The sequence below is a fragment of the Bacillus nakamurai genome, from assembly GCF_001584325.1.
GTDB lineage: Bacteria > Bacillota > Bacilli > Bacillales > Bacillaceae > Bacillus > Bacillus nakamurai.
Genome location: NZ_LSAZ01000007.1, coordinates 155909 through 182129 on the forward strand (window position 1 = coordinate 155909; position 26221 = coordinate 182129).

Annotated in this window: 33 protein-coding genes, 3 pseudogenes and 1 other annotated feature; of the genes and pseudogenes, 7 read left to right on the forward strand and 29 right to left on the reverse strand. The window is 43.1% G+C overall.

What is annotated here, in order from left to right; genetic code table 11:
- Window positions 1-88 precede the first annotated feature (88 nt).
- The 3 genes from AXI59_RS04840 to gpr all read right to left on the reverse strand — a co-directional run bounded on the left by AXI59_RS04840 (window position 89) and on the right by gpr (window position 2814).
- Window positions 89-427 (reverse strand): YqxA family protein, encoded by a 339-nt coding sequence (locus AXI59_RS04840; protein ID WP_061521892.1) that lies wholly within the window; start codon window positions 425-427, stop codon window positions 89-91.
- 17 nt (window positions 428-444) lie between these two features.
- Window positions 445-1641 carry a stage II sporulation protein P gene (spoIIP, locus tag AXI59_RS04845; protein WP_061527541.1) on the reverse strand — a complete coding sequence of 399 codons (1197 nt, stop codon included), beginning with the start codon at window positions 1639-1641 and terminating at the stop codon, window positions 445-447.
- A 66-nt stretch (window positions 1642-1707) separates the two neighbouring features.
- Complete coding sequence (gene gpr / locus AXI59_RS04850; protein ID WP_061527542.1) at window positions 1708-2814, reverse strand: GPR endopeptidase; 1107 nt, start codon at window positions 2812-2814, stop codon at window positions 1708-1710.
- 203 nt (window positions 2815-3017) lie between these two features.
- Here gpr and rpsT point away from each other — a divergent pair, with 203 nt between their 5' ends.
- Window positions 3018-3284 (forward strand): 30S ribosomal protein S20, encoded by a 267-nt coding sequence (gene rpsT, locus AXI59_RS04855; protein ID WP_003152876.1) that lies wholly within the window; start codon window positions 3018-3020, stop codon window positions 3282-3284.
- A 17-nt stretch (window positions 3285-3301) separates the two neighbouring features.
- Here rpsT and holA read toward each other — a convergent pair whose 3' ends face one another.
- On the reverse strand, window positions 3302-4342 hold the full coding sequence (holA, locus tag AXI59_RS04860) for a DNA polymerase III subunit delta (RefSeq protein WP_061521889.1): 1041 nt from the start codon (window positions 4340-4342) through the stop codon (window positions 3302-3304).
- A gap of 39 nt (window positions 4343-4381) precedes the next feature.
- Window positions 4382-4536 (reverse strand): annotated as a pseudogene (locus tag AXI59_RS19695) (hypothetical protein).
- A 40-nt stretch (window positions 4537-4576) separates the two neighbouring features.
- On the opposite strand from AXI59_RS19695, the gene AXI59_RS19180 reads away from it, so the two are divergent.
- Complete coding sequence (locus AXI59_RS19180; protein WP_003152870.1) at window positions 4577-4711, forward strand: YqzM family protein; 135 nt, start codon at window positions 4577-4579, stop codon at window positions 4709-4711.
- Here the strand turns inward: AXI59_RS19180 and AXI59_RS04865 are convergent.
- The 3 genes from AXI59_RS04865 to AXI59_RS04875 all read right to left on the reverse strand — a co-directional run bounded on the left by AXI59_RS04865 (window position 4708) and on the right by AXI59_RS04875 (window position 8333).
- Entirely contained in the window at window positions 4708-7080 is a 2373-nt protein-coding gene (locus tag AXI59_RS04865) for a DNA internalization-related competence protein ComEC/Rec2 (RefSeq protein ID WP_061527543.1), read from the reverse strand. The genes AXI59_RS19180 and AXI59_RS04865 overlap by 4 nt on opposite strands.
- Before the next feature lie 2 nt (window positions 7081-7082).
- Window positions 7083-7652 carry a ComE operon protein 2 gene (locus AXI59_RS04870; protein WP_061521888.1) on the reverse strand — a complete coding sequence of 190 codons (570 nt, stop codon included), beginning with the start codon at window positions 7650-7652 and terminating at the stop codon, window positions 7083-7085.
- Between the two features lie 66 nt (window positions 7653-7718).
- Complete coding sequence (locus AXI59_RS04875) at window positions 7719-8333, reverse strand: helix-hairpin-helix domain-containing protein (protein WP_061521887.1); 615 nt, start codon at window positions 8331-8333, stop codon at window positions 7719-7721.
- A 57-nt stretch (window positions 8334-8390) separates the two neighbouring features.
- Between AXI59_RS04875 and comER the strand changes: the two genes are divergently transcribed.
- Window positions 8391-9212, forward strand: a complete 822-nt coding sequence (comER, locus tag AXI59_RS04880) for a late competence protein ComER (RefSeq protein ID WP_061521886.1) — start codon at window positions 8391-8393, stop codon at window positions 9210-9212.
- 69 nt (window positions 9213-9281) lie between these two features.
- On the opposite strand, the gene AXI59_RS04885 is transcribed toward comER, so the two are convergent.
- From AXI59_RS04885 to AXI59_RS04920, 8 genes are read right to left on the reverse strand one after another with little or no spacing between them, the layout of a single operon-like run.
- Window positions 9282-10022: a class I SAM-dependent DNA methyltransferase gene (locus tag AXI59_RS04885; protein WP_061527544.1), complete on the reverse strand. Its 741-nt coding sequence runs from the start codon at window positions 10020-10022 to the stop codon at window positions 9282-9284.
- On the reverse strand, window positions 10019-10375 hold the full coding sequence (gene rsfS, locus AXI59_RS04890) for a ribosome silencing factor (protein ID WP_061521884.1): 357 nt from the start codon (window positions 10373-10375) through the stop codon (window positions 10019-10021). The genes AXI59_RS04885 and rsfS overlap by 4 nt, the downstream gene beginning before the upstream one ends.
- 16 nt (window positions 10376-10391) lie before the next feature.
- On the reverse strand, window positions 10392-10952 hold the full coding sequence (gene yqeK / locus AXI59_RS04895; RefSeq protein ID WP_061521883.1) for a bis(5'-nucleosyl)-tetraphosphatase (symmetrical) YqeK: 561 nt from the start codon (window positions 10950-10952) through the stop codon (window positions 10392-10394).
- Complete coding sequence (locus AXI59_RS04900; protein ID WP_061521882.1) at window positions 10942-11511, reverse strand: nicotinate-nucleotide adenylyltransferase; 570 nt, start codon at window positions 11509-11511, stop codon at window positions 10942-10944. The genes yqeK and AXI59_RS04900 overlap by 11 nt, the downstream gene beginning before the upstream one ends.
- A gap of 10 nt (window positions 11512-11521) precedes the next feature.
- On the reverse strand, window positions 11522-11812 hold the full coding sequence (gene yhbY, locus AXI59_RS04905; protein WP_061527545.1) for a ribosome assembly RNA-binding protein YhbY: 291 nt from the start codon (window positions 11810-11812) through the stop codon (window positions 11522-11524).
- Window positions 11806-12648, reverse strand: a complete 843-nt coding sequence (aroE, locus tag AXI59_RS04910; RefSeq protein WP_061527546.1) for a shikimate dehydrogenase — start codon at window positions 12646-12648, stop codon at window positions 11806-11808. Before aroE ends, yhbY begins: the two co-directional genes overlap by 7 nt.
- A 19-nt stretch (window positions 12649-12667) precedes the next feature.
- Window positions 12668-13768 carry a ribosome biogenesis GTPase YqeH gene (gene yqeH, locus AXI59_RS04915; RefSeq protein WP_061521879.1) on the reverse strand — a complete coding sequence of 367 codons (1101 nt, stop codon included), beginning with the start codon at window positions 13766-13768 and terminating at the stop codon, window positions 12668-12670.
- A gap of 2 nt (window positions 13769-13770) precedes the next feature.
- A complete protein-coding gene (locus tag AXI59_RS04920; RefSeq protein ID WP_061521878.1) occupies window positions 13771-14289 on the reverse strand; it encodes a YqeG family HAD IIIA-type phosphatase in 519 nt (172 codons plus the stop codon).
- A gap of 358 nt (window positions 14290-14647) precedes the next feature.
- Here AXI59_RS04920 and sda point away from each other — a divergent pair, with 358 nt between their 5' ends.
- Window positions 14648-14788 carry a sporulation histidine kinase inhibitor Sda gene (gene sda / locus AXI59_RS04925; protein WP_003152850.1) on the forward strand — a complete coding sequence of 47 codons (141 nt, stop codon included), beginning with the start codon at window positions 14648-14650 and terminating at the stop codon, window positions 14786-14788.
- Window positions 14789-14919: 131 nt separating this feature from the next.
- Here the strand turns inward: sda and AXI59_RS20605 are convergent, their stop codons facing one another.
- The 4 genes from AXI59_RS20605 to AXI59_RS19700 form a co-directional block, all read right to left on the reverse strand.
- Window positions 14920-15054 carry a hypothetical protein gene (locus AXI59_RS20605; protein ID WP_269448748.1) on the reverse strand — a complete coding sequence of 45 codons (135 nt, stop codon included), beginning with the start codon at window positions 15052-15054 and terminating at the stop codon, window positions 14920-14922.
- Between the two features lie 73 nt (window positions 15055-15127).
- Window positions 15128-15832 (reverse strand): SGNH/GDSL hydrolase family protein, encoded by a 705-nt coding sequence (locus AXI59_RS04930; protein ID WP_420806833.1) that lies wholly within the window; start codon window positions 15830-15832, stop codon window positions 15128-15130.
- Window positions 15833-15927: 95 nt separating this feature from the next.
- Window positions 15928-16662, reverse strand: a complete 735-nt coding sequence (locus AXI59_RS04935; RefSeq protein ID WP_061527548.1) for a polysaccharide deacetylase family protein — start codon at window positions 16660-16662, stop codon at window positions 15928-15930.
- Window positions 16663-16713: 51 nt separating this feature from the next.
- Entirely contained in the window at window positions 16714-16866 is a 153-nt protein-coding gene (locus AXI59_RS19700) for a hypothetical protein (protein ID WP_156476228.1), read from the reverse strand.
- A gap of 418 nt (window positions 16867-17284) precedes the next feature.
- Here AXI59_RS19700 and AXI59_RS04945 point away from each other — a divergent pair, with 418 nt between their 5' ends.
- Window positions 17285-17911, forward strand: coding sequence for a TVP38/TMEM64 family protein (locus AXI59_RS04945; protein WP_061527549.1), 627 nt, complete (start codon window positions 17285-17287; stop codon window positions 17909-17911).
- Between the two features lie 39 nt (window positions 17912-17950).
- Here the strand turns inward: AXI59_RS04945 and AXI59_RS04950 are convergent, their stop codons facing one another.
- Both AXI59_RS04950 and AXI59_RS04955 read right to left on the reverse strand, forming a co-directional pair.
- Window positions 17951-18421 carry a GNAT family N-acetyltransferase gene (locus tag AXI59_RS04950; protein ID WP_061527550.1) on the reverse strand — a complete coding sequence of 157 codons (471 nt, stop codon included), beginning with the start codon at window positions 18419-18421 and terminating at the stop codon, window positions 17951-17953.
- Window positions 18387-19642 (reverse strand): annotated as a pseudogene (locus AXI59_RS04955) (MFS transporter). The gene AXI59_RS04950 and the pseudogene AXI59_RS04955 overlap by 35 nt, the downstream one beginning before the upstream one ends.
- A 50-nt stretch (window positions 19643-19692) precedes the next feature.
- Window positions 19693-19930 (reverse strand) — a binding site (T-box leader).
- A gap of 196 nt (window positions 19931-20126) precedes the next feature.
- On the opposite strand from AXI59_RS04955, the pseudogene AXI59_RS04960 reads away from it, so the two are divergent.
- Window positions 20127-20471 (forward strand): annotated as a pseudogene (locus tag AXI59_RS04960) (sigma-70 family RNA polymerase sigma factor); the annotation flags it as partial.
- A 41-nt stretch (window positions 20472-20512) separates the two neighbouring features.
- On the opposite strand, the gene AXI59_RS04965 reads toward AXI59_RS04960, so the two are convergent.
- From AXI59_RS04965 to AXI59_RS20295, 3 genes are all read right to left on the reverse strand, one after another.
- The gene (locus AXI59_RS04965) at window positions 20513-22006 is read right to left on the reverse strand and encodes a recombinase family protein (protein ID WP_420806834.1); all 1494 of its coding nucleotides are present in this window, start codon (window positions 22004-22006) and stop codon (window positions 20513-20515) included.
- Entirely contained in the window at window positions 21912-22109 is a 198-nt protein-coding gene (locus tag AXI59_RS20830; protein ID WP_082791728.1) for a hypothetical protein, read from the reverse strand. The genes AXI59_RS04965 and AXI59_RS20830 overlap by 95 nt, the downstream gene beginning before the upstream one ends.
- A gap of 101 nt (window positions 22110-22210) precedes the next feature.
- Window positions 22211-22651, reverse strand: coding sequence for a LexA family protein (locus AXI59_RS20295; protein ID WP_240491486.1), 441 nt, complete (start codon window positions 22649-22651; stop codon window positions 22211-22213).
- A 105-nt stretch (window positions 22652-22756) separates the two neighbouring features.
- On the opposite strand from AXI59_RS20295, the gene AXI59_RS04980 reads away from it, so the two are divergent.
- The gene (locus AXI59_RS04980) at window positions 22757-22945 is read left to right on the forward strand and encodes a hypothetical protein (protein WP_061527561.1); all 189 of its coding nucleotides are present in this window, start codon (window positions 22757-22759) and stop codon (window positions 22943-22945) included.
- 175 nt (window positions 22946-23120) lie between these two features.
- Here the strand turns inward: AXI59_RS04980 and AXI59_RS04985 are convergent, their stop codons facing one another.
- From AXI59_RS04985 to AXI59_RS05000, 4 genes are all read right to left on the reverse strand, one after another.
- Complete coding sequence (locus tag AXI59_RS04985; RefSeq protein WP_156476229.1) at window positions 23121-24248, reverse strand: Rap family tetratricopeptide repeat protein; 1128 nt, start codon at window positions 24246-24248, stop codon at window positions 23121-23123.
- A 135-nt stretch (window positions 24249-24383) separates the two neighbouring features.
- Entirely contained in the window at window positions 24384-24767 is a 384-nt protein-coding gene (locus AXI59_RS04990; protein ID WP_061527552.1) for a hypothetical protein, read from the reverse strand.
- Window positions 24767-25399, reverse strand: a complete 633-nt coding sequence (locus tag AXI59_RS04995; RefSeq protein ID WP_061527553.1) for a VanZ family protein — start codon at window positions 25397-25399, stop codon at window positions 24767-24769. The genes AXI59_RS04990 and AXI59_RS04995 overlap by 1 nt, the downstream gene beginning before the upstream one ends.
- A gap of 175 nt (window positions 25400-25574) precedes the next feature.
- Entirely contained in the window at window positions 25575-25994 is a 420-nt protein-coding gene (locus AXI59_RS05000; protein ID WP_061527554.1) for a hypothetical protein, read from the reverse strand.
- Window positions 25995-26221: the final 227 nt, after the last annotated feature.

The following is a 26221-nucleotide window of genomic DNA, read 5'->3' on the forward strand; positions in this document are numbered from 1 at the left end:
TATATCAATAGGATTGTAAACATTCAATTAAAACAAGAAAGAGAAAAGCTTCCTCATAAGGAGAAGTCCGCTTTTCTCTTCACTGGCGCTACCGGTTCAGCTTCAAAACCCAATCATACATGGCCTGCGCCGAGTCTGTCACGGTATTTGAAAGGGCTTCTCCGGCTTTTGAAAATAAGTTAAAGCTTTCTGCCTGTTCCAGCTGCTTTTGTTTTTCCTCCAAGTCTTTCGCCGTAACGGTTTGTCCGAGAATGGAGGCTTCTTTTTCCTGATGCTCTCCGTCAGTCAGGGTAAATGCCCCTTTTAAGGAAGGGTCCTTATAGCCTTTCATATCAAGCATTCCGTTGTTTGCCTGCTGCATACCAAACAAAACGCCTAAAAACATGACAGTGACAATCAGCAGGCATTTGCCGGTAAAGCGGATCATTTGAATCACCTGATTTCTTATTGTTTTTTCTTATCCCCTGATTGCGAGCTGACTTTTTCAGCATTCCAATACAATTCGCTGAATACATCTGCCATGGCGTCCGCCGCGCGCCTTAGCTCATCAAGGTTGTTATCGACGCCTCCGAACTCCAAAAGAAGCGACCTGTCGTTTAAATCCTGGTTGTACACTCCATTATCACCGGGAGAGCCTTTTGATAAAACACCGACGCTTAAACCCGGATATTTTTTCTCCATCAGCTTATGAAGCTCACTTGCGAGTTTATAGTTTTCTTCAAAGTTAGGGCTTTTTTTGCCGACGACAATGGCGACTCTGGCATATCTCTTTCCTTTGATGTCGGTTGTCGTATTTTTCTTCCGCCGGGAGTCTCTATGGATATCTATCGTATATTGCAGGTTTTTGTTTTTCGCGAGCGCGCTTTTCACAACAGGCCTTGATTCATCATAGCTTCGCGCATAATTTAAACCATCTTTATTCAGCTGGGCCTGAATGTCGGTTTTATCTACGGTCGCGCCGACACCTTCAGCCTCAAGCGCCTTGCCGAACATATCTCCGACGAGCGTGACATTCGCTTTTGAATGGCGGGCATTATCCGGATTGGTTTCGCCTTTTAACAGCGGGAGATAGGATTCCGTATTGTGGGTGTGATAAATAAAAACGACTTTTCTGTTGCCCGTTGAATGTTTCGGCGGATCTTTTTCTTCTTTTTTCGTTTTGTTTTCGATTTCTGCGAGATTTACTTCTTTTTCTTTTTCCATTACCTTTGACGGGGGCGGAGATTCAGCCGGCATGTTTGTATAATCGGTCCCTTGTCCCGCCAAAAGGATTTCCGTATCAAATTGGGCAAAGCCCGGCAGCTCCCGGCCCAAAAAGCTGCGCGGGTCTTCCAAATTAATGCTTGTCGCGAGCTTTAAGGAAAGCCGTGACAGATGAAACGAGCTGTCTTTTTCCGGAAGCTCTGATGCAAAATAATGATTTTCCATTCCGAGAAGGTGTGCAAACGCGTCACCCGGCAGTTCCCCGGCAATCCCGTGCAGAGAATCGGAAGAAAGCCTCAGTTCGGGGCGAAGAGACGTCAGCACACCGGATAATACGAAAATGACGATGAGGCTTGCAATAAACAGAAACATACCTTTGAGCGCATTTCCACCGTTTACTGTAACGACAATTTGACGGTTTCTGCGTTTTTTTCTCATTGTTCGAATCCCTCCAGCGCTTGTCTAGTAATTACTCTATGAACAAGCTAGAGGAAGTAGAACCATTTAGTGATTGTAAGAGCCTTTGTTGTCTTGTGACACTTTTTCGTGAAGCGCCGTGTTTAACCCGTTGGCCAGCACGTTCGCCATATCATCAATAAAGGTGTCGATTTCCTTTGGCGTTACCATCAGATTGTGACCGAGCGGAGAAAGCACCTCATGAATAAGCTGGCGCTTTTCGTTTTCTTCCAGCGTGCCGACGATACCAAGGAAGGATTGGCGCTCTTTTTCACCCGGAAGATCTTCTTCGGTGAGTACTTTCTTTTTGCCGAAGTTCATCCCGGCCGGCACAAGAGATTTTGACGGGCTGTCGTCTTTCATTTCTCTGCCAAAGTGCTTTAATATGTAATCCACTGTGTCGCTTGCGATCGTAACTGCATCAACGACAGTCGGGACACCGATTGCAATGACAGGAATACCGAGTGTTTCCTTGCTTAATTCTTTTCTTTTATTGCCGACGCCAGAACCCGGATGAATGCCGGTATCTGAAAATTGGATGGTGGTGTTCACCCTTTCAACGGCCCTCGCCGCCAAAGCATCAACAGCAATGACAAAATCCGGTTTTGATTCTTTTATCACGCCTTGGATGATATCGCTCGTTTCAATGCCTGTTAAGCCCATCACACCCGGTGCAAGGGCGCTGACAGGCCTGTATCCTTCCTGCACATTCTCCGGCTGAAGCTTGAACAAATGCCTCGTCACAAGGAGGTTTTCCGTAACGAGAGGACCAAGCGCATCAGGCGTCACATTCCAATTTCCCAGCCCGACGATCAGACAGCTCGCCTCTTTGGGAATCTTTAAGCTGTTCAGATAAGCGGAAAATTCCTCGGCAAACACCTCAGTTACTTTCTCCTGCATTTCTGAATCATGCTCTCTCACGCCCTGCGCTTCAATCGTGACATAACGTCCTTGTTTTTTTCCCGATATTTCGGCGCCTTCTTTCGTAATATCAACGGTTCTGATTTTAATACCGCCGCTGTCGCGTTCTTTCTCGATAAAACCTTTTATTTCTTTCTGCTGGTCAGCTTGTCCGTCTTTTAGCGCCTGTTTTGTTTCTACCGCTAAGTCCGTCCGTATAAGAAATTGATTGACATCCAGTTCACTGTTTTTCACGGGGAAGACCTCCTTCAATCATCGTGGTACATAGTGTTGCCATTTGTAAAACGAATCATGCGAATTCAGCCCTTCAATGAAAAATACTTTACATTTATATTGCAATCTAAAGTTCTGTTTGATAGAATACAATTTGTTCTATTGTGAAGAAGATTTAACCTTAAGACACTGTGCTACAGGTTGTATCTTAGGAGGTGAAACACATGCCAAACATTAAATCAGCGATTAAACGTACAAAAACGAATAACGAACGCCGCGCTCATAACGCGACAATCAAATCTGCTATGCGTACTGCAATCAAACAAGTAGAAGCTTCTGTTGCTAACAACGAAGCGGATAAAGCGAAAACTGCTCTTTCTGAAGCAGCGAAACGTATTGATAAAGCAGTGAAAACAGGTCTTGTACACAAAAATGCCGCAGCTCGATACAAATCAAGACTTGCGAAACAAGTGAACGGACTTTCTGCATAATACAAAAACGATCCCTTTTACCGGGGATCGTTTTTTTCATTTGCCTGAAGAAGCTGTAAGAGAAAGAGTTCAAGCAGCAGCTGCTTGTCCTTTTTGCCCGTTTTCATTTCATAGTCCATCACGGCGAGTTTCTCCATGATGCGGCGCAGCTCTTCTTCGGAAAAAAGCCTCGCCTGATCCATTGCCAGCTTTACGCGGAATGGATGGACTTTTAAATTAGAGGCAATCTGCTTTTGCCCGTATCCCTGCCCGGCAAAATATTTCGTCTGCAAAATAAGGCGGAATTGGCTGGCGATCAGCGCCATAATTTTGATCGGCTCTTCGTTTTGCTTAAGAAGATCATAAAAAATCTGCAAGCTTTCCGTCCGTTCTCGGTTCACGATTTTATTGATCAGTTCAAAAATATTCTGCTCCAAACTCCTCGCGACAAGCTCCCGGACATCCTCAAGCGTGATTTTCGGCCTGTCACCGGTGTAGGCGGAGAGCTTTTGGATTTCCTGATAGATGGAAGACAGGTGTCCGTTTACGAGCAAAACCAAATGCTCGGCAGCGTCTGTATCCATCGTTTTATTTTCGGTTTGCGCCAAATTGATCGTAAAATCAGTCGTTTCCTTTGCGTTCAGCTCCTTGGCCTCCATCATAAAGGCCTGCTGTTTGAGAGCCTTCGTCAGCTTTTTCCGCTCGTCCAGCTTCTCATACGGAGCCACAATAACAAAAACGGTGTAAGGCGCGGGTTCTTTTATGTAAGCCTCCAAAGCGCTTGTATTATGCTCTATTTTTTCTTTCTTTTTTTCTCCTGTTAAAAAGGACGGATTTTTAACAATGACCAGCCGTTTCTCACCCATAAACGGAAATGTTTCGGCATCGGTAATGGCGTGGTCAAGCGGGTCCTCTTCAAGATCAAAAACAGACAGGTTAAAATCTTTTGTCTCCTCATCAACGACAGCTTGTCTGATCCGGCTGACGGTCTCTTGGAGCAGATAAGTTTCTTTTCCGTATAAACAATAAACGGAGCGGACATCCCCTTTTTTCAGGGCTTTCCAGACATCAAATACCATGATCGTATGACTTCCTCTCTTTCTTGATCCTCTTCTATCCTAAATTGAGTTTGGCAAATAGTAAAGAGGAAGCTTTAAAAAGAACAGCTTCCTCATTTATAATAAACGCCTGATTCACAAGCTCCCGGGTCTGCTCGTAAAAAGGCGATAATCACAAGAACAGAAAACGTTACCATCACTTCTAGATTTTTCAAAACAATTCCAGTATACTAAGGGAAGTCAGGAGGGATGAAATTGAATGATTTTGAAAAAAACGTTCAAAGCAAACGAAATGATGCTGTAGACTCAGCTGTCGGTTTTGTCGTGTCCTTCGGATTTTTCGCCTTTTTGTTCGTGATGGCAACAGCCATCCACCTTATCGGCTCTTAGCCGCTTTCCGGGCTGCTGTCAATCGGCAGTCTTTTTTCGTTCGGCGCCCGCGTTTCTTCTATATCATATGGAGGGAAGACAGAAAAGGTTCCAAACCCGCTTTTGAATCTGTATTGAATCGTTCCGCTGACATCGGTTCGGAGCACATTGACGGAATATGCCTTTAAACGGTCAAGCACCTCCTGATTCGGATGATGATAGCGATTATGTTTTCCGGCTGAAATCAAGGCCGTTTTCGGCTCCAGCTGTTTCAAAAATGCCTCCCCGGTGGAGCTTTTGCTGCCGTGATGCCCCGCCTTCAGTATATCGGCTTTCAATTTCGGAAAAGCATCAAGCACTTCCTGTTCCCCATCCATCTCTAAATCCCCCGTCAAAAGCCAGCTTACCCCGCCTAAAACCGTCCAAAGGACAAGTGATGAATCGTTTTTACTCCTTGCATCGGGCCCTTCAGGAGACAGCACCTCAAACCGCAAATCACCCGCTGTGACGGTATCGCCGCGCCTAGCCTCGGTAATGCTGATGTTTTCTTCTTTGGCCATCTGTATAATGTTATTGTCCTTCGGTTCTTTCACAAATCCCTCAGGCACTATTAAACGTTTCACTCTATGCTTTTTGATTAAAATTCCGGCTTCGCCGATATGGTCCTGATCCGCGTGAGTCAAGATTAAGGCATCAAGCTTTTTCACTCCTTTCCCATTTAAAAACGGAATCAAAACTTTTTCTCCGATAGAATAAGGATGTCGCTTTTCTTTCCATGGTTCGTCAGAATATGAAAGCATTCCTCCTGTATCAATCATCACGGCTCCCCTGCGGTGCGGCGCGCTCATAAACAGACTGTCACCCTGTCCGATATCAAGCATATCCGCTTCTCCTTCAGGGCTGAGATAAGGACGGATTGCTATATAAACAAAAACGGCGCAGAAGAAAAGAGCAGATTTCCGCAGTCTGAGAACACCGTGTTTTTCAACGGCTGCAAAAATAGAAAAAATGGAAATCGCCAGCAATATAAGAGACAGCATGCCCGGTTTGGCAACAACGATTGTAAATGATTCAATTGATGCTGCAGAAGTAATCAGTTTGTGCGCCCACGCCATTACAAGGTCAAACCAGCAAAACACAAACTCGCCTGCGGGCCTTGATACTAAGAGCACGACAAAGCCAATGACAGAAAAGGGAATCACAAACAGCGTATAAAAAGGCACCATGATCATATTCATCGGAAAGCTGACGAGTGAAATCTGCTGAAAATAATAGAGAAGAAACGGCAGTGAACTAAGCTCTGCCACAAATGAAGCCATCGCAAGCTGGGCGAGCTTTTTTTCCCGGACGTTCTGTAAAATGGAGGATGACAGAATTAAAGCGGCGCTCACTGCGAAGGAAAGCTGAAATCCGATTTCCCAAAGCAGATAGGGGTTAAACAGAAGAAGCAGTAAATACGACAAGGATATTGCCGCAGAAGAATGAATCCGGCGCTTAAAAAGATTTCCCGCGACATAAAAGCCTAACATAAGTGATGCACGCAAAACAGATGGCGCAGCACCGGTTAACACCGTGTAGACCGGCAAAAAAAGCAGCAGCAAAATACCAGCCTTTTCTCTTGTGATCCCCATTCTGATCAACACATAAAATAAACCTGCCGCAATAAGACCGACGTGCATTCCGGAAATCGCCATCAAATGGACGATACCCAACTTTTGATAGGCACTGAGTACATCGTCCTCTACAGAAAACCTTTCGCCTACAGTCAGCGCCTCTGCGATCCCGGCGGATGATTCGGGGACATGACGCCGTATCACAGAAATAAAGTGCTTCCTGATTTGCAGCAGTTTAAATGCCGTTTTTTCAGACTTTGCGCAATGTTGAATAGAGGAGACGGAGAAAAGCCAGTGAATATGCTGACGGTAAAGATGCTCTTTATAATCAAACCCGCCCGGAACCGTCGCGTGTTTAGGTTCTTCTAAAGAACCTGTGAATGTACAGCTCATGCCCGGTTCCAGCTGCGCCATTTTTCGTTTTTCTTCAAGAGACTGAATTTTGTAAGAGGCCGCCCATTTCTCTTTGTCCCGTGTACGGATAACGGCTGACAGTCTGTCTCCGTCTATTTTTGGAATCTCCAGTATGAGCGCATCTTCCGTATAATTTCCGGCCTGATACGCAGATACATTTGCTGAATCCGCCGCGGTATAAAGAAAGAAATAAAGACAAAAAGAGAAGAGGCAGCCGATGGATAGTCCGCGCTGCTTTGTCTTTACAATAACAAAGAGGAGAAATAGGAGAAAAAAGAAAAAGACAGAGAAGTAAATGGCGGCAGCAATTCCTGCAGTCGCAGAAATCGCCGCCAGAGGTAAAAGAAGACGCTTGTATTTCATGCTTATACGTAGCTTGTGAACAGCTCATTTGCCTGTTCGTGAATTTTTTTCAATTCGTCCTCTTTAAGTCCTGCATCCGATAATTGCTGAATAAGTCCGGCTACAAAAGACAATTTTTCACGGTTTTTCAGGTCAATGATCATTTCATCCAATTCAACCTGCTCTACTTTTACGCCTGCCTGTGCAAATAGTTCCCTTGCGTAAGGCTGAGTTTTGTAATCTTCGGCATAATAGACCGTTTTTATTCCTGCTTGAATGATTGATTTACAGCACTGAATACACGGATAATGCGTCACATATATTTCGGCTCCTTCAGTCGGTACGCCGAACTTAGAGCATTGTAATATCGCATTCATCTCTGCATGTATCGTTCTTTGGCAATGGTTATCAATCAGCAGGCATCCTTCATCAGCACAATGGACGCCGCCGGCAATTGAGCCGTTGTATCCGCCCGCAATCATCCGCTTGTCTCTGACAACCGTAGCGCCGACAGACAGTCTCGGACATGTGCTTCTAAGCGCCAGTAAATGGCTTTGAGCCATAAAGTATTGATTCCATGAGATTCGTTCCACAAGTGTTCCCTCCAAAAGTCGTGTTGCCTGTCCTAAGTTTACATAGATTTTATCAAGATCGTCAATTTACTTTACCGTAATGGAAGCTTTTATTCTTTCAAATGACTTTTCTCCGATCCCTGATACATTCATAATGTCTTCAGCAGTCTGAAAACGGCCATTCTCTTCACGGTACGCGATAATCGCTTCCGCTTTTTTCTGCCCGACGCCGGAGATGGTTTGAAGTTCGTCGAGAGACGCTGTGTTTATGTTCACAGGCGCATCAGCCTTAGTGCCCGCTGCTTTTTTCGGCTCGTTCTCCTCTTCTCCTTCACTCGGAATATAAACGATCGTCCCGTCCTGCAGCTGCTCTGCTAAATTAATATTTTTTTCATCTGCCTTTTCATTCATACCGCCCGCTTTTTCAATGGCTTGCGTCACTCTGTCTCCCTGCTTCATTTCATATACGCCGGGTTTTCGGACAGCGCCTTTGATGTCGATCATGATCGTTTCTGCTTCAGGATCCTTTTTGCGCTGAGCGGACGCGGAGGCGGTCTCTTCGAAAACGGACGGCTGTTTTACCGGCTCTTCTTTTTCCGGGCGGAATATTAAAAAACAGACAATGATCAGCAATACCGCGGAACAGGCGGCCAGTATTTTCATATGCCGCCGCATCCACTCTGAAACAATCGCTTTTGTCATATTGTTTTGCCTCCCTGCATAAGGTTTAGAGGATTAAGGGAAAAGGAGGGGAGAATTTTGAAGATAGGCTTTATCGGCACCGGAAATATGGGTACAATCCTGATCGAATCGTTTATTGAATCAAACGCTGCCGATCCCTCACAAATCACCATTACGAACAGAACGATCGATAAAGCGTTAAAGATAAAGGAACGCTGCAGCAGCCTTCATGTAACTGAAGACCAGGAACGGCTGGTAAGAGAAAACGAAATGATCTTCATCTGTGTGAAACCGCTGGATATCTATCCTTTGCTTAAAAAGCTCACACCGCATTTAAGAGAAGATCACATTTTAATCTCCATTACAAGCCCCATTCAGACAGAGCAGATTGAACACACAGTTCCGTGCCAGACAGCCCGCGTCATTCCGAGCATTACGAACCGGGCCTTGGCCGGGGTATCGCTTGTTACGTTCGGCGAGAGCTGCAGCGACACGGCAAAAACGCAGATTCGTACTCTGATGTCCCACATTTCAAAGCCTTTGGAAATCGAGAGCGGCATTACGAGAGCGGCCTCTGATATCGTCAGCTGCGGGCCTGCTTTTATGAGTTACCTTATCCAGCGTTTTATTGACGCGGCGGTCGAAGAAACATCGATTTCAAAACAGGAAGCTGTGATCATGTCGAAGGAAATGCTTGTCGGGCTCGGGAAACTGCTGGAGACGGAGCTTTACACCCTTCCGGCTTTACAGGAAAAGGTCTGCGTAAAAGGCGGCGTCACCGGAGAAGGGCTGAAAGCGCTCGAAAGCGGCGTGCAGGATATGTTCAACCGTGTTTTTCAAAATACACACGCAAAATATGAAGAGGATATTTCTTTAGTGGAAAAGCAATTTCACGTGTAAATCAGTATGCCATAGACTCCGCTCATACCGCCAATCGTGAAAAAAGAATTTTAAAAACCATCGTTCTGTTTAAACGATGGTTTTTGATTTGCCTGCCGTAAAGAATAGACGCTCAGACTCAACTGAAGGAGGGTTCTCTGTAAAATCAGCCGTGATCCTCTTCAGTTCAAATCCGGTGTCCGCAAGCATTTGTTCATATTCTTCTATATAAAAGGTTTTTTGCTCATGCGTCTCATCATAGCGCTCATACGCTTGTCCGTTCCATACAAAAAAGGACATATCATGGATGACAGAAAGCTCTTCATCGCCGGCAAAGCTTTGCCAAATGTAGCTGATTTGCTCATCCTGATCAGCATGGGTGCTGTTCGGAAAAAGCTCCGTCATTTTAAACGGGGAATGGACGTCAAACAGAAGCAAGCCGCCTTCCTTCAATACTTGAAAAACGCTTTTAAAAGTGCTTTTGACATCATTTTTCGTTTTTAAGTAATTTAAGGAATCACAGCAGATGACTACAGCGTCAAACTGCTCCTGAAAGCCGGAAAGCTCCCTCATATCCTGCTGGAGAAAAAGAATCGGCTGTTTTCCCGTTTTTTTCTGCTGTGCACAGCTCAGCATGTCTTCGCTCAAATCAATCCCTGTGACTTCATAGCCTTTTTCGGCAAGCCTGATTGAAATTTCTCCCGTTCCGCAGGCAAGATCAAGCACCCGTCCCTTTCCAGGAAGAGCGGCTTCGATCCAGCTTGCCCAGTCATCGTAAGGCGCATGGGACATTAACTCGTCATAGACGCTGGCGAAGCCTTGGTAAATCATGAATTGAATCCAAGTTCAAGTTCTGCAAGCGGCGCGTCGCCCCACAGCTTTTCCAGATTGTAATAGCTTCTTTCGTCTTTATGGAATACATGGACGATGACATCGCCGAGATCGACTAAGATCCAGCGGGCTTCGTCAAACCCTTCCATCTTTTTCACATTGATGCCGTTTTCTTCTGCTTGATCTTTAATTTCACGCGCAATTGCCTGAACCTGCTTATCAGAATTCCCGTGGCAGATTAAAAAGTAATCCGCAACGAGAGAAATTCCTTCCATGTCCAGTGCTAAAATATCCTCTGCACGTTTATCATCGCAGGCCTTTGCTGCGATTTTTAATACGGAAGCTTGATTCATTCCCATATTCCTCCTGTCAATTTTGAGACACCAGCCAGTTGTAAGCTGCAAACGTCTCCGGAAATACTGGCTGGTTTTTTTTCATCAGAAATAGTATTGTATTTTTCATCGCTTGTATCAGCGCTTGATTTAAATCCGTTTCCGCCAGTTCGCGCACGTCATCAACCCCGGGAAATTTGCGGCCGGGTTCAATATAATCGGCAACGTAAAGGACTTTGTCTAAAAGGGTCATGCCGGGACGCCCTGACGTATGATAGCGGATTGCATCTAAAATGTCTGGATCGGTAATACCGGCTTCTTTTTCAGCCAAATAGGCGCCTACAGGTGCATGCCAGAGCTCGGAATTATACTCTAACAGATCAGCCGGCATTTTTTCTCTCACGATAATCTGCTTCATTTCCTCTTTCGGGCGGAATTTCGCATAATCGTGAAAAATAGCTGCCATTTCGGCTTTTTCAGGATCTGCTCCGAAGCGGCCGGCAAGGATAACCGCCGTATCTGTCACGCCGATTGTGTGGATGTACCGATGCTCGGTCAGCTGCTCTTTGACGCAGGCAAGTGCTTCCTCACGATTCATATAAACCATTCTCCTCTATATACTGCTTCACTTTATCAGGCATTAAGTATTGTGTCGGCTTTTTGGCTTTCAGACGTTCTCTCAGCATCGTGGACGAAACGTCAAATTCCGGAACGTCGGCAAAAAGCAGCGGATACGGAGTCTCGATATGAAAGCCCGGACGCCTCACCCCGATAAATTGAATAAGTGTGAGCAGTTCATCTAGTTTATACCATTTAGGCAGGAATTCAATCATATCCGCCCCGATAATAAAGAAGAGCTTATCGTCCGGCTGGCGCTCTTTCAGTAAGCGGATCGTATCAAAGGTGTATGAAGGGCCTTCCCTCTCCATTTCGGCCAGCTCAAGCTTAAAATTCGGATTAGAACCGATCGCACGCTTCAGCATCTCCACCCGGTGAAAGCTGTCTGTGAAGTCTTCTTTCTGCTTATGCGGGGGAATTTGGTTCGGCATAAACCAAATCTCATCGAGCTCCGCCTGATACAGCACTTCGTTCGCCATCAGGAGATGACCATTATGAGGGGGATCGAACGTGCCCCCGAAAATTCCGATTTTCTTCATGTCAACCACCTTACGGAAGCTCGATTTGTTTATTTTCCTTTGATTCTTTATACAGTACGATCGTGCTGCCGATCGTCTGCACTAAATGTGAACGGCTGCCTTTAACGAGTGCTTCGGCGACATCGTTTTTATCCTCTTCGCAATTTTGAAGCACGCTGACTTTAATCAGTTCTCTTGCTTCAAGCGCTTCGGCAATTTGTTTGACCATGTTTTCGTTGACTCCGCCTTTTCCTACTTGAAAAATTGGCGTTAGATGGTGCGCTTTTGAGCGCAATAAACGTTTTTGTTTTCCTGTTAACATTGTGTTCCTCCTAGTTTTCCTTCAACAATTGCTCTCATTAACCCGCTGTCAGGCTCTTGTCCCGTCCATAGCTGAAAAGACAGCGCCGCCTGTTCAACAAACATGCCGACTCCGTCCAAGACAGTTAAGCCCTTTTTCTCGGCTTCTTTTAATAAAGCGGTTTGAATCGGATTGTAGACGATATCACAAACGATCGCGCTGTTTTTGGCGCGTTCCAGCGAGAGCGGCGCGTCGTCTGTTTTCGGATACATGCCGACAGATGTGGTATGAATGATGACATCATATTGTTCAAGCTGCTTTTCAGCTTCCTGTAATGTAAGGGCATGTTTATTTTGAAAAGAGGGAGCGGCCTCGATCAGTTTGCTTGCTTTTTCCGGCGTACGGTTGCAGACGTCAAATTGTTTCGGCTCAGCGCGGACGATCGTCGTGAAGATGGCTCTCGCCGCTCCTCCCGCTCCTATCATTAAGATGGAAAGCTCTGATATGGGTTTGTCCAATACCTTTACTAAGGACTTAAAAAACCCTTCCCCGTCAGTATTATACCCGATAAGCCTGTCTCCTTCTCTTTTGACAGTGTTGACCGCTCCGAGTACTTTTGCGCTTTCATGGATTTCATCCAGATGCTCCATAATGGCCACCTTATGCGGAACTGTCACATTAATGCCGCTGATGCCGAGCGCCCTGATGCCGTTAACGGCGTCCTTGAGATCATGAGGTTCCACCTGAAACGCAAAATACTGCCCGTTAATGTTCTTATCTTTTAAAGCCGCGTTATGAATATCCGGGGACATCGAATGCCCGATCGGATTTCCGATCACTCCGTACAATTGTTTCATGCTCCCTCTCCCCTTCTCTCTATATTAATGAACGGCGGACAAATACGTGAACGCCTTTCGGAGCGTATGCTGTTATTTTTTTATCTGCATCCTGAACCGTCACCCAGCCCAAACCGGAAAAAACGATATCCGTCTTCCCTTCCTTGATCGTAAACGTATGGGCTGTAAGCTCCGGAAATTCGTCCAGATCATCTTTTCCGGGCGGTGTAAGCAATTCCCCGGCATGCTTTTCGTATAAAGCATCAGCATTTTCAAGTTTTGTTCTGTGAATCATTAATTCATTCGGCATATAGCAGACAAACGCCGATCTGTCGCCTGATACATAATCAAATCTGGCGAGGCCGCCAAAGTAAAGCGTCTGTTTATCATTCAGCTGGAATGTGCGCGGCTTTAATTCTTTTTTAGGCGTAAGCACCTTTAAGTCACGCTTGTCCACGTAATGCGCCATTTGGTGATGGTTGATGATTCCCGGCGTATCATAAAGCGCTGAACCGTCATCAAGCGGAATTTCAATCGCATCGAGCGTTGTGCCCGGGAATTGAGAAGTGGTGATAATATTCTCTTCCCCTGACACTTCTTTAATAATCCGGTTGATAAACGTTGATTTTCCGACATTTGTGCATCCCACCACATAAACGTCCCGGCCTTCGCGGTAATATTCAATGGCGTCGATCACTTCTTTTATCCCTTGTCCGCGGGAAGCGCTGACCAAAAATACATCAAGCGGCTTTAAACCGTATTCCTTCGCTTCGCGTTTCATCCATTGAACGAGCCGTTCCCGTTTAAGAGATTTCGGCAGGATATCGGCTTTATTTCCGACCAAAAGAATCGGATTACCGCCGACAAAACGATTCAGTCCGTTGATCCAGCTTCCATTAAAATCAAAGATATCAACGACTTTTACAATAAGCGAGTCGGTCTCGCCGATGCTGTGCAAAATATTTAAAAAATCATCATCCGTTAATGAAACATCTTGAATTTCATTGTAATTTTTCAGTCTGAAGCAGCGCTGGCAGATCACATTCTCTTTTGCAAGCGATGCCTGAGGCGCATAGCCAAGACCGTTTTTATCCTCGGTTTGGATCGTTACTCCGCAGCCGATGCAAACAACCTTTTCCATTCCTAATCCTCCCACTGAATGTGCCCTTTGCGTTTTAAAGAACTCAATATTCTCCGTTCAATTTGGCGGTTAAAGCGTGTCACGACTCCGTCAGAGGAAGCAACCGGCACGACCAAAATGGTATGGTAGCCGTGTCTGTTTCCGCCAAGCACATCTGTAAGCAGCTGATCGCCGATCACGACACAGTCTTCTTTTTTCAGCTCCATGCTGCGGACGGCTCTCTTAAAGGCGCGTCCCATCGGCTTTCTCGCTTTATAGATAAACGGAATGCCCAGCGGCTCCGAAAATAATTTCACTCTTCGTTCATTATTATTGGAGACGATCGTCACTTTAATGCCGTGCTCCTTCATTTCTTCAAACCACTCTATTAAACGCGGAGTCGCACTCGGCCTGTCCCACTCCACGAGTGTATTGTCAAGGTCTGTAATAATTCCTTTTACATTGCGTTCCTTGAGCTTTTCCGGTGTGATATGAAAAATATTTTTTACAAATTCGTCAGGTAAAAAAAACTTTTTTAACAAAACCCGCACCCTTCCCTTTTCTTTCTATCATAAATATGTCGAAACCGGTCGAACTTGAAATCAAAGTCGGCCTGAGCAAAAAAATTTCGACAAAAATTGGGTTCCTTCACCAGTTGTGGATAAAATTACACACATTATCCACTCTTATTCCATCCGGATTTATACAAATTATAAACAAGATACTAACAAGTTATCCACTTATGAGTGTGGATAACAGAACGATTGTTCTTATTTGTAATTCATGGTAGATTAAAGATAACCTCAACATGAATGGAACGCAACCTGCCATCATATGCTCACGCATGATGATTTATTCCAACTGATAAGGAGGTGCCACTCCCATTATTGGGTATCCGGCATGAGAAAGCTTTCTGATGAGTTACTAATAGAATCTTATTTCAAAGCCAATGAAATGAATTTGAGCCGTGAATTTATCGAGTTAATTGAAAATGAAATCAAAAGAAGATCGCTCGGACATATCATTTCCGTTTCTTCTTAAACAGAAAAAACGACCCGGGCGCTTTCCTTTTTTTACTCAGATGACTGATATTATATCACTTCGGTTATACGCATTACTACCACTTTCAACAAAAAACACCCCTAAAATAGAGGTGTTTAAGAGGACGGCTGTTATATGGCGAACCAATATCGGCCGCCCAATACGAGAAGAACGACGAGCAGCACAACAAAAAATGCGTATCCGTAACCCGTATTCACCCGCGGAGGCGGACATACAGGGTACGGCGGAGGAAAAACGCAGTTCATAGCAATCGCCTCCAAATAAGGTTTTAATACAGCCTATGAAGCAGAAATAAAACGGTTTAGGCAGCTGCCGGAGTCAGCGCTCCAAAACCCGCCCATTTTTTATGCCTTCATACACAATTCTCGCGCCTTTTGGCGTCATATGATTTCCCGAAGGGTCTATCAGCCCCGATTGGGTCAGTGCTTCGTCTGTATCTTTGCCGCCGTCTGCGCGTATAAAGTGCTTCCAATTATCTACCAAGGGCACCTTTAAGTTTTTGGCAACCTGTCTCGTAATGCCGTTATAAGAGTTGTGCCATTTTCTAGCGCCGCCTTTTGTTTTAAAGGCTGAAGCTTTATATCTTGAATAGTAGAAGAGATGATGCGTTCCGTTTCCTTCTATAATAGGAATACACGTCATTAAAACCGGCTTAATGCCGTGCTTTCTGCTTTCATTTATAAAATAAGTCAGATTTTCTTTAAACCGTTCTTTTGATACTCTCGGTTTATTTTTTGTCAGTATTCCCGCATCATTTGTTCCGAACATGATAAATAAATATTCAGGCTTTCGGTCAAGCACGTCGCTTTGAAAACGCAAGCGTGCATCCTCTGTCGTCTGGCCTCCTATGCCGGCATTGACAATTGACAGATGCCCGCGTTCTGCTGTATTTAATATATTTACCCATTGCTGCGCCTTTGGATAATCACGATAATCCCAGTTGGAGCCGCGCGTATTGCTGTCGCCGAACGCTACAACATTCTTCTCTCTGTCTCCGGCGCACCCCGACAATAGACAAATCATCGCAATAAAAAGAACAGCATATTTCATTTTCTCTCCCCCCAAACCTTACCTTCTATGGTACACATCTCTTTCCCGGCTTTCAACGCGGCGCTCTTTTAATGAATTTCAAACGGATCAAAGTACGGGCCGATTAAGTCTGAGACCTTTACAAACGTATACCCTTGCTTTTTCAGCTGCGGAATAATTTCTTTAAGGGCTTCAACTGTTTGGCGCCGGTTTCCTCCGCCGTCATGCAGAAGGATAATATCGCCATCCCGCGCATTTGAAACAATATGCCTGACAATTTTCCCCTTGCCCGGCCTTGACCAATCCATCGGATCTTGGTTCCACGACCACATGACGATGTGATAGCCTTCTTTTAAGATGCTTTTAAATGCGGTATGATTCAGCGAACCTCCCGGCGGACGAAATAACTTGTCCCCTTCCGGCTGAAGCGCTCTGATCTGCTGTGCGGTGCTGTGAAGCTCCTTTAAAATGTCCTTGCGTTTTAAACGATGAAAATAAACATGATTCATCGTATGGTTTCCGATTTCATGGCCTTCCGCCACAATACGCTTTGCAGTCACGGGGTATCTGTCAATATGGCTCCCGATACAAAAAAAGGTTGCTTTGACGTTATGTTTTTTCAGCACGTCTAAAACAGCCTCCGTATAAACCGGATGCGGGCCGTCATCAAATGTTAAGGATAGCTTCTTTTCTTCAGTCCTTATGTCCCAGTACACGTTTCCTGTTTTCTCCATGTCACTTCTTTTTAATGACTTTGCATCGGCAGAAACAGCAGTTACACCTGTGAGCACGCATATGAAAATGATCAAATGAAAGCATCTCAACGTTTACACCTCCAGTAAACACTACTGTTAACGTGTCCCCTTTTTTAAAAATCATTCGGCGCATAAAATATGTACATCGCCTTCTTCAGCTGCAAAAGCAGATGACACTGATGATGACAGCGCCGCTTCAAGCTTGGCTTTTGTTTTCGGTCCGTAAATGCCGTCAATTCCATGAGGTTTCGTGCTTTTATCAGGGTAAAGCAAGGGCGGTCTGCACTTGAGTGACCTTTGCGCTCTTTGGTCAGTTTTATGATTTCTGAAGGCAGCGGGCAGGCCTCCAGCGCAACCTTGGAAGAATTGTCCGAGCCGGAAAGTCCTGTTTCAAGTTGTTCCCAGCAGCAACGGGTGAGAACAATTCTTGCCTGGCCATTTGTTATGGAGGAACAACATAAGCAGGCGGTATGTTCTGGTTTTTCATCAGCATTTTGGCATCTGCGCCAATGCAGGCCGCATCCATCGTATATCCCGGCTGATTCTCATTTGATCGGTACCAGATCTTTTATAATGGATACATTTTTATCCCTCTCCTATTAAAGAATGCGGAACATGCTTGATGGACAGCCTTTTTTAATAGAAGGAGAAAGATTTGTGCTGTATACTAATCAAAGAGGTGAACGTATATATGATAAAAAAGGGACTCAGCCTTACAGTCATTATTGCTGTGATCATCATCGGCTTTATGCAAAAAGATGTTTGGCTCGATTTGATTAAGGCAGGCGGAATGTACGCCATATTGCTGAGCATGCTTTTGGTCGCCGCTGACGTATTTTTTCCGATTGTTCCGTTTGCGATTATCGCTGCTTTAAACGGGGCGGTTTTCGGGATTGTAAATGGGGTGTGGATTACGCTGTCAGGAGCGATGTTCGGTACGATGGCATTGTTTTTTCTCGTACGGTACGGATTCAGGGACTGGGCCAGAAAGAAGCTGAGGGCTTACCCGGCCGTTTCCCATTATGAAGATTCTTTTCACCAGCACGCGTTTACGGCAGTTCTTTTAGGCCGGCTCATTCCGGTCATCCCGTCGCTGGCCATGAATACCGTCTGCGGATTAAGTGAAATCAGATGGGCGGTCTTTTTTTCTGCGTCGCTGATCGGCAAAATTCCCAACATCATTATCGTGACCGTCGCAGGTGCTTCTTTCACAAGCAATAAACTGCTGTCCTTCGGAATTTACGGGATGTACATGCTTGTATTAATGGTGATCATTTATAAAAAGTTTCCTCACTTTTTAAAAGCATCGAAAAAATGAGGATGGTATATGAAAGGCCAAACCGCCCTTTCATATACATTATTTCTGCTGTACTTCGCCTCTCATTCTGATCACCTTCCCGTCTGACTCCAAACCGAGCGCCTGCATATTTTGCTTTCTGTAAAATGTGAGGGCTCCTTTGTTGCTTGGCGAAACTCTGAGGTGATATTCCGTAACACCGTACGTTCGAAAGAAATCCTGAGCATAGGCGTCCATCTTTGAGCCATACCCCCTGCCTCTTTCTTGCGGGATGATATAGTAAAGATGTACATAACCGATTTCTTTATGCTGATATGTTTTGATCGACAGCTCGAGCTGTCCGATCGGCTGCTGCATATGATACGCCATCACAAAACCGTCAGGAAAACGCTGGATCTGTCCGGACAGCCAGCTGAGATATTCTTCCCTGTTAAAGCCGTCGGCCGTTCCAAAGCTTGCTATAAAGGAATCCTTCCGAAACGAAACCGCTGTCTCTTCATGTTTGTTTAGATTGATCCGCTGAAAATACACCAGAAGTCCTCCTTTTTGCGGAAATGAATAAGAATGAGCAAAGAACGACAGCCATAACCAGCATAACGGCGGCGCCTGTCATGACGATATGCTGAATAGAGGCCCCGATCGCCAAAACACCGAATAATCCCGTTATCAGTATGATGAAGACAGCTTCAAATAATGAATAAAGGCTCCCGACCCTCCCCATGATGTCAACCGGAATATGCTTCTGGTAAAACGTCAAAAACCCTGTATTCGCAAAGGAAAGAAAAAAAGCAAGCAGAAAGAAGCCGAGAGCAGCCGTCCAAAAGAATTCGGAAAAGGCATAAATCATATACCCCACAGATACGAGCAAGGCGCCGCTTCCCATTAATAAAAAAGTCGGCAATTTTTTGACGAAGAGCACATTCACGAGCGCCCCTGCAATAATGCCAGCTCCCGCAACACTGTTAAGAAATCCGTAATCTGCATCTGTGAGTTGAAGAACATCTTTCGCAAACGCCGCTTCAAGTGAATCAAGAGCTGACATCATCACTGTCATAACCAGACTGAATAAAAAATAGATAAACATGACATTTCTTGCCGTCCGGCTGAACGGTACACAAGCTGCCAGTCTTCTTTATATACTGCCAAAGAAAGCTTCTGACGGGAAGACTGTAAATGCAGATCCTTTTCAAGGTTCGGCAGCATCATCGTGATGATACCGGACAGACTTAAAGCTGCCGCATTCACCCAAATCGCAAAAATCGGCGTCCCGGCGATAAAAAGCAGCCCGGCTGCAGCCGGTCCGAGAAGAAAAGCTCCTGATTCCAGCAAAGCCCTGAGTGAATTGAATCGTTTTCTTCTTTCAGGGGGAATAAGCAGCGTCACATACGCCATGGAAGACGGACGGAACATGGCATTGGCCATATTAATGAAAAACACAATACAATAAACAGAGTATACAGACCAGGCACTCAGCATCAGCGGCAGGATCGTGATTAACATAGCCCTGAAAAAATCAAGCGTAAACATGATATTCCGTTTATTAAACCGGTCGATGATGCTTCCGGCCCATACATTTGTCATTAAGACAGCCGCGGGCCTTATTAAATAGAGGACAGACACCGCAAATGCAGATCCCGTTTCTTTTAAGACAATCAGATTAAGAGACAAAAAATAAATCCATTCCCCGATGTTTGATACACCGATCCCGCCTAATAAAAGAACCGGGTAACCCCAAGATTTAATGCCCTTCATCTAAAACCCCTCCTTTATAAATAAAAAACCCCGCCCCCAAGACAATAAGTCTTGAGGACGGGGTAGAGCCCGCTATGCCACCTCAATTCGTTATGATGCCGGCACCATAACCTTTCCGGATAAAGAAGCTTACTCGATAACAGGAGTATCTGCCGCACCATCCTCAACACGTGATTCCGATGCGAAGCTAAGAGGCTTGCTTCAACAAATCCGTTCATACTCCTTTCCAGCTCCCGGAGCTCTCTGTCATGAAAGATATTTGTCTACTCTTCTCTTCAACGCTTTTTGGCTTTTATTCACTTGAGTTCCTTACTTTCTATTTTTTAACAATATATCGTGTCAAACCGTAAAAATCAAGCAGGCAGAAGAAAAAAGTCTGCAGGGATGGTTCCTTTGATTAATTTCCCTGTACAGACACAGACAGCCTTACCGCCACATACAGTTACATATAGGCTTTTGCCTACATAACTTTGTGGAGGTGAGGATGGTGACAGGTGTTTTTGCAGCGCTCGGGTTTATTGTGAAAGAACTCGTGTTTTTAGTATCATACGTGAAAAATAATGCCTTTCCACAACCGCTCTCGAACAGTGAGGAAAAAAAATACTTAGAGCTGATGGCTCAAGGAGATGAGCACGCCCGCAACATGCTGATCGAGCATAATCTTCGTTTAGTCGCCCATATTGTGAAAAAATTCGAAAACACGGGGGAAGACGCGGAAGATCTGATCTCCATCGGAACAATCGGGCTGATTAAAGGAATTGAAAGCTATTCAGCCGGAAAAGGCACGAAGCTTGCCACATATGCCGCAAGATGTATAGAAAATGAGATTCCAATAACAAAAGGGGAGTGCATAAAAGCGCACGTCCCCTTTTAAAATGTGTTTATATATACTGTTTCAGAATCGACCACTATAATTTCTTTAACGATAAAACTAATAATCGTCTTCTTATCCTCAAAAGTTAAGTTGCCGGCACCAATATTATTAAAATACTTAATTGCCCTTTTTAAAGCATTTTCACTTGAGTTAGAGTGTTCCGCCTCTTTCATTTTTGAATCAATTTCGTTAAACTGTTCTGTAAGATGATTTTGTTTTTTCTGCAACTCGACGATCTGACTTTTAACCTCTTCAAGGTCAATTTCATCGTCTTCACTTAGGCTGATTAATGTCAAAAGACGTTGACGGCCTTTTTTTGTTTTCTCTATTTCTTTTTTTATAGTCTCCAGCTCGTTACCAAGATGATTGGTTTGCTCTATCTCTTTGTAAGATGAAAATTTTTCAGGGTTCATTATAAACTTATAAATTTCATCCCAAACGTGCTTATTCAGCTTATTTTCAGACATTTGCTTCCCGCAACCGCGATTCTTAACACCTGCATAATTCTTCCGGCAATCGTAAATATAAAAGTCCTTCCCGTGTGACTTTCTTTTTCTTCCTGTCATTGTATTGCCACAAACGCCACACCTAACCAAACCAGAAAGTAAATATTGGTGAGAACTGTAACTTAAATGTTTTCTTTTACTTTGCCCTAATAATTCTTGAGCATAATCCCATTGTTCCGCGGGAATTATTATTGGTATTTCTATGACAACCCGCTCTTCTGCCGGTCTTAGTTTTGTAATGCCTTTTCCTCCAGCTTGCTTTGAAACATAGCCGCCAACGGTATCGTATTTATACTGCTCATGCTCACCTTTGTATGCAGGGTTCATAAGTATTTGGCGAACTACATTTCGATGCCAAACTGTTCCCCCTTTTTTTGTCTTAATTCCTAACTCTGTTAGATGAAGAGCTATACCATTAATTCGCGAGAAAAACGGGCTAGTATGATCTGTGAAATAATTAAAAATCATTCTCACTTTTTTCGCTTCTTCTTCATTAATTTCAAGCGTTCTCTTATCTTTTATAAATTTATATCCTAATAGTCCAGAGTCTTTAATAATCATGCCTTTTTTTATCTTTTGGAGACGTCCGGCCGATGTTCTTTCCTTTATTTTAGCCTTTTCAAATTCTGAAATGGCTCCTCTCATAGAAAAAAACAGCTGGCCTTCTGGGGAATCCGCATATTCTCCATTCACAAAAATTAAAGGTATATTCTGCTTTCTTAATTCATCATCAAGAATAAGCTGGTTCATTAATTTTCGAGAAAGTCGGTCTGGATCATAACAGATTACCTGGGTAATCAAACCCTTTCTTGCATCTTCTCGTAGCCGATTGAGTGATGGGCGTTCCATTAACTCGCCTGAATAGCCTTCATCTGCGTATTTTAATACGTCAGGCGTCCCAGCTTTCTTTATACAGGCTTCTATTTGACTGTCGATGCTTGAGCCTTTTATCGCCTGTTCTTCCGTTGATACCCTTACGTAAATCGCTATCACATTGTATCTCCTTCCTATGCAGTTTTATTAAATAATGATAGCAATCATTAATACATTTGTCAGCAAGTGGTCCCTCGATGATTTTCACTTTCAAAGCTGCTCCCCCCTTGCTAATACGTATGTGATTATGGATTGTCCAAATGATTAACAAAGGGGGTACCGAGAAACGTTTTTTGATTTAAAAAAGAGCCCCCCTTATATTCGGAAAGCTCTCTTTTCTAATTTCAGCGTACGCGGACAACCATTCTGCCACGTTATGTAATTCTTCTCCTTTAATTTGTCCAGCAGACCTTTCACTGTACTTGTAGAGCTCAAACCGAGGTCTTCCATCAATTCTCTATACGTTGGTGCCACTCCGTACTCGTGAATGAAATTTGTAATTGCTTGCAGTGTTTCAGCTTGTCTTTTCGTAATATCACGCATGCTTGCTTTTTTATAATTGGACGGGGCTACCGCAAGAATATTGTCAATCCTGAATGTTTTTGTCTGTCTACTCGTAAAACAAAATGTCCGAATGTAATTCTGTTTTACCTGATGCACTATGATGACTCTTTTCGAGACTGTTCCATCAGCTTTTATATAAATCATGTCCAGTGCCGATTTTTCTTTTAACGAACGATTCAACAATGCTTTCATGCTGCCCCCTCCTTCTTTACTATCATTTTATACGAACTTTTGTTCTGTTTCAAGTTGAAGAGGGAATGTTTGTTCTGGTATTATATGCTCAAGGAGGCAATTCAATTGAATGATTTTGAGCGAAAGGTGTATCGGATTATTTTCAACATGTCCCTTTTTGGGAAAAATCCCTCTTTGGACGAATTGAAGAGAAAAACCGGGAAGGATGAACGTGCTATACGTGAAGCAGTAAAGAGTCTCATGAGGCAACGTATGCTGAAATGGGATAAGAATAAAAACAAGTGGATGTTTTGACACATTGTAATGAAGAAAATAAAAAACCTTTTCCGAAGAAAAGGCGTAAGTTGTTCAAGTCTGAAAACGATCCGAAGCAGTTTGCATAGTATCATGTGTTTGTTTTTCCACTGTGTTCACACCCAATCCGCATACAAAAGATAACGACAGACCCAAAATAATGAAGATGCTTTTTTTAAAATTCATACAGGCACTCTCCCCTTTGAATTTGTGTTTGCGTATCAACCATTTTTTTATGATAAAAATAAGACGTTTCAAATTCCTTTGAATCTGCATAAATCGAAGCAGTTTCACAGGCGATGTCTTCGACATATGAATAATTCTTATTTTTCTCCAAGTATTCGATCGTATCGTTTATCCCTTGCTGATTCACAGCGTCTACATAAAGAGCCTTGAGGTAGCCTTGTAATGACTCGAAAAGTTTATCCCCTTGGTACACCGCAGCCGATAATCCTTTCTTACTCGCTTGGATTCCTTCAGCCATTTTCCCCTGTTTAAAAAGTACCTTCGCATAAGAAAACAAGGAATGAGGTAAATTACTTAGCTTTGCTTTTTCTGTAATTTCGACAGCTTGTTTCAAGAAGTTCTCAGCATGTGAGTGTTCACCCCTATCGGCGTAATTTGTACCCAAATTATAAAGAGCAGAACTAATCAATCTCTTATTATCTAACTCTTTTGATAATTCAAGAGCCTTTTCAAGATGCGGCTGACTTTTTTCATACCGTTTAAAATCACAATAATTTCCCGATATGACGAATAGACATTGAATTTTCCGGACCTTATATAATTCATACTGATCATAAATATCTAGCGCTTGCTTAACGTGATGCATGGATACATGGCTTTGTTTCATACCATAATATGCTTCAGCCAGCTTAAAATGAAACTCCGCTTTCTCGATTTCATCATGTACATGAATGAGCTCTTTTTCCGCCTCTCTATAAAAGCCAATCGCTTTCACATATTGCTTTCTATCAAATTCATACATACCGCGGAAAAATAAAGAATAATAGCCCAGCAGGCCGGAAATGCCTTTATTTGATGTCTCGATTTTTTCCAGCAGCTCGTCAATTGTCGGCCTCACACGGGTGGTCACCGGTTCTAAATAATCCAACATGAGTTGATGACGGAATTTCATGAGGGTGTAGTAAATCAGTAAATATTCATCTTCTTCCATTTGGTTTATTTCTTGTTCCACTTCTGCTTTCAAAATCTCCGCGTCCGGAACGCTGAATTGACGAATCATTTTATACCATTCGTTAATTTTCACGCCCACTTGCGAGGATGGCAAGGTTTGCTCCACAAAATCCCTCCCTATGTTTTTATAAATTTTACCACTACTTGCATATTATGTGTAAACGAAAAAAAACCGCAATTTGTTTGCGGCTTCGCATCAATGGAATACGTAAGTGAGAACTTACTTACATATGCATATCACTTATCTATCTATAAATAGGCCATAACCAACAACATATTTTCCATCATCAGCTTTCCTAAGTCTTAACTGGAATTTTCCATTAGCAGTCTTTACAGAGTATTTTTTTGTTACTTCCTTACTTCCTGAGAAACTTTTGGTATCCTGTAAAACTCCTACTCCAAGCGTATTAGCCCTATATAAATCAATGCTAAATTTACCTGGGACTGAAGGTGTAATTTTCATAGTCCTTGAATGAGTTCCACTTGAAAAACTAAATATCTCTGAATTCAGTTTGTATTTAAAATCATAATAAAAAGTATAAGTGTCTTTTGCAGCAAACGCCACAGTTGGCACTGTAAGTGTACCTAGAAGAACCATTGATAAAAAGGCTTTTTTGAGTTTCATTATAAATCCCTCCATAAATTTAATAGTTTCAAATTCTCATTGCTAGGTGTGTCGATGCTTTTAATAATACTAATTAAGAATGGTCTGATTAATTTAAAAAAGTAATAACCCAATAATACGCCCAATGTGTTTAGGGTGATGTCGTCAAAAACAAAGCTACGATAAGTAACTCCTAAAATTGAGGAAATAAATAATTGAGTTAATTCAATCCCACTTGAAACAGCAAAACCTAAAAATATTACAGATTTAGTTTTGTTAAACCGCTTCCATATAATTGGTGCATAAAATCCCAAAGGAAATAATAAAAGTATGTTACCTCCAATTTGCTTAAGTATGACATCTACAAGATGATTCGGATTAGCCATAACGAGCCTATAGATATCTGAGAAAGGAATAAATTTATTTTGTTGTGCAGTATTTGACTCTATAATCATCTGAATATAACGTTTGCTTATTGGAATAGGGAGGAATGTTTCGCTTATGACAAGCACGCAATAAATAAAAAAAGAAAGGTACACAATTTGTTGAATGAAAGAGGTTTCTCGTTTTCTATATCGGAAAAACATCACACCTGAATAAATAATCAACAAAGGTACCAATTGTGGCCAAGTAAATATCAAGATATCTCCCATTGTATTTCACCTCCTTACCAACCTCTTACATAAAAGGTTCTATACTTCAAAGGAAATACCTTCTAATAAATACAACTTTTGTATTAAGAATACAGAAATTTTTAGAGATTGTATCCGATAAATGAGGACAGGTGAGAAATGTCAAACAGGGCATTTTGTCATGTGCCCTGTGTTATCAATTTTGCCTTGTGGAGTTGTTATGCTTTAGATGAAGGAATGTAACTGCTGAATTTCTATCTCTAGAATCAGAACCCAAAAGGAACGGGTTTACTCTGAAAGTCAATGTATCGGTCCCTGGAGTCTTACCCTTTTTATCCGGAAGCTTTGAATGAGGGATGATTATGAACTTCATTATATACCTGCCTTCTTTGTCTTCGGATAATTCAAAGCCCCCTTTGATGGTAACAGAGAGTGTGTCATCCTTATAGAATTCACGGGCACTGTCTAATATATCTTTACAAAAAAGCTCATGCATAAAAACGCCAAATAGTTCCTGGGAAACTTTTGAGTTCTGGTGGTGCTCCTGTTTAGCAGCAGCCACTGTGATAGAGCTTAAGGAAAAACATAAGATCATCATTACAATTATTTTTTTCACAGTAATCATCTCCTTTCAATTTAACATTTGCATTTTTATATTTCTTTATACAACTGAAGTATCTACCAAATATAAAGAGCCCTCAAAAGAGGGCTTTTTATTACTTCAGTAAAGACTCTAATTTTGCTTTTGTTTTCGGGCCGTAAATGCCGTAGCAGTTAGGAAACTGGAACAGATTAATATTAAATTACAAAAAAACCCGCCTTCTAAAGGGACTGACCCCATAG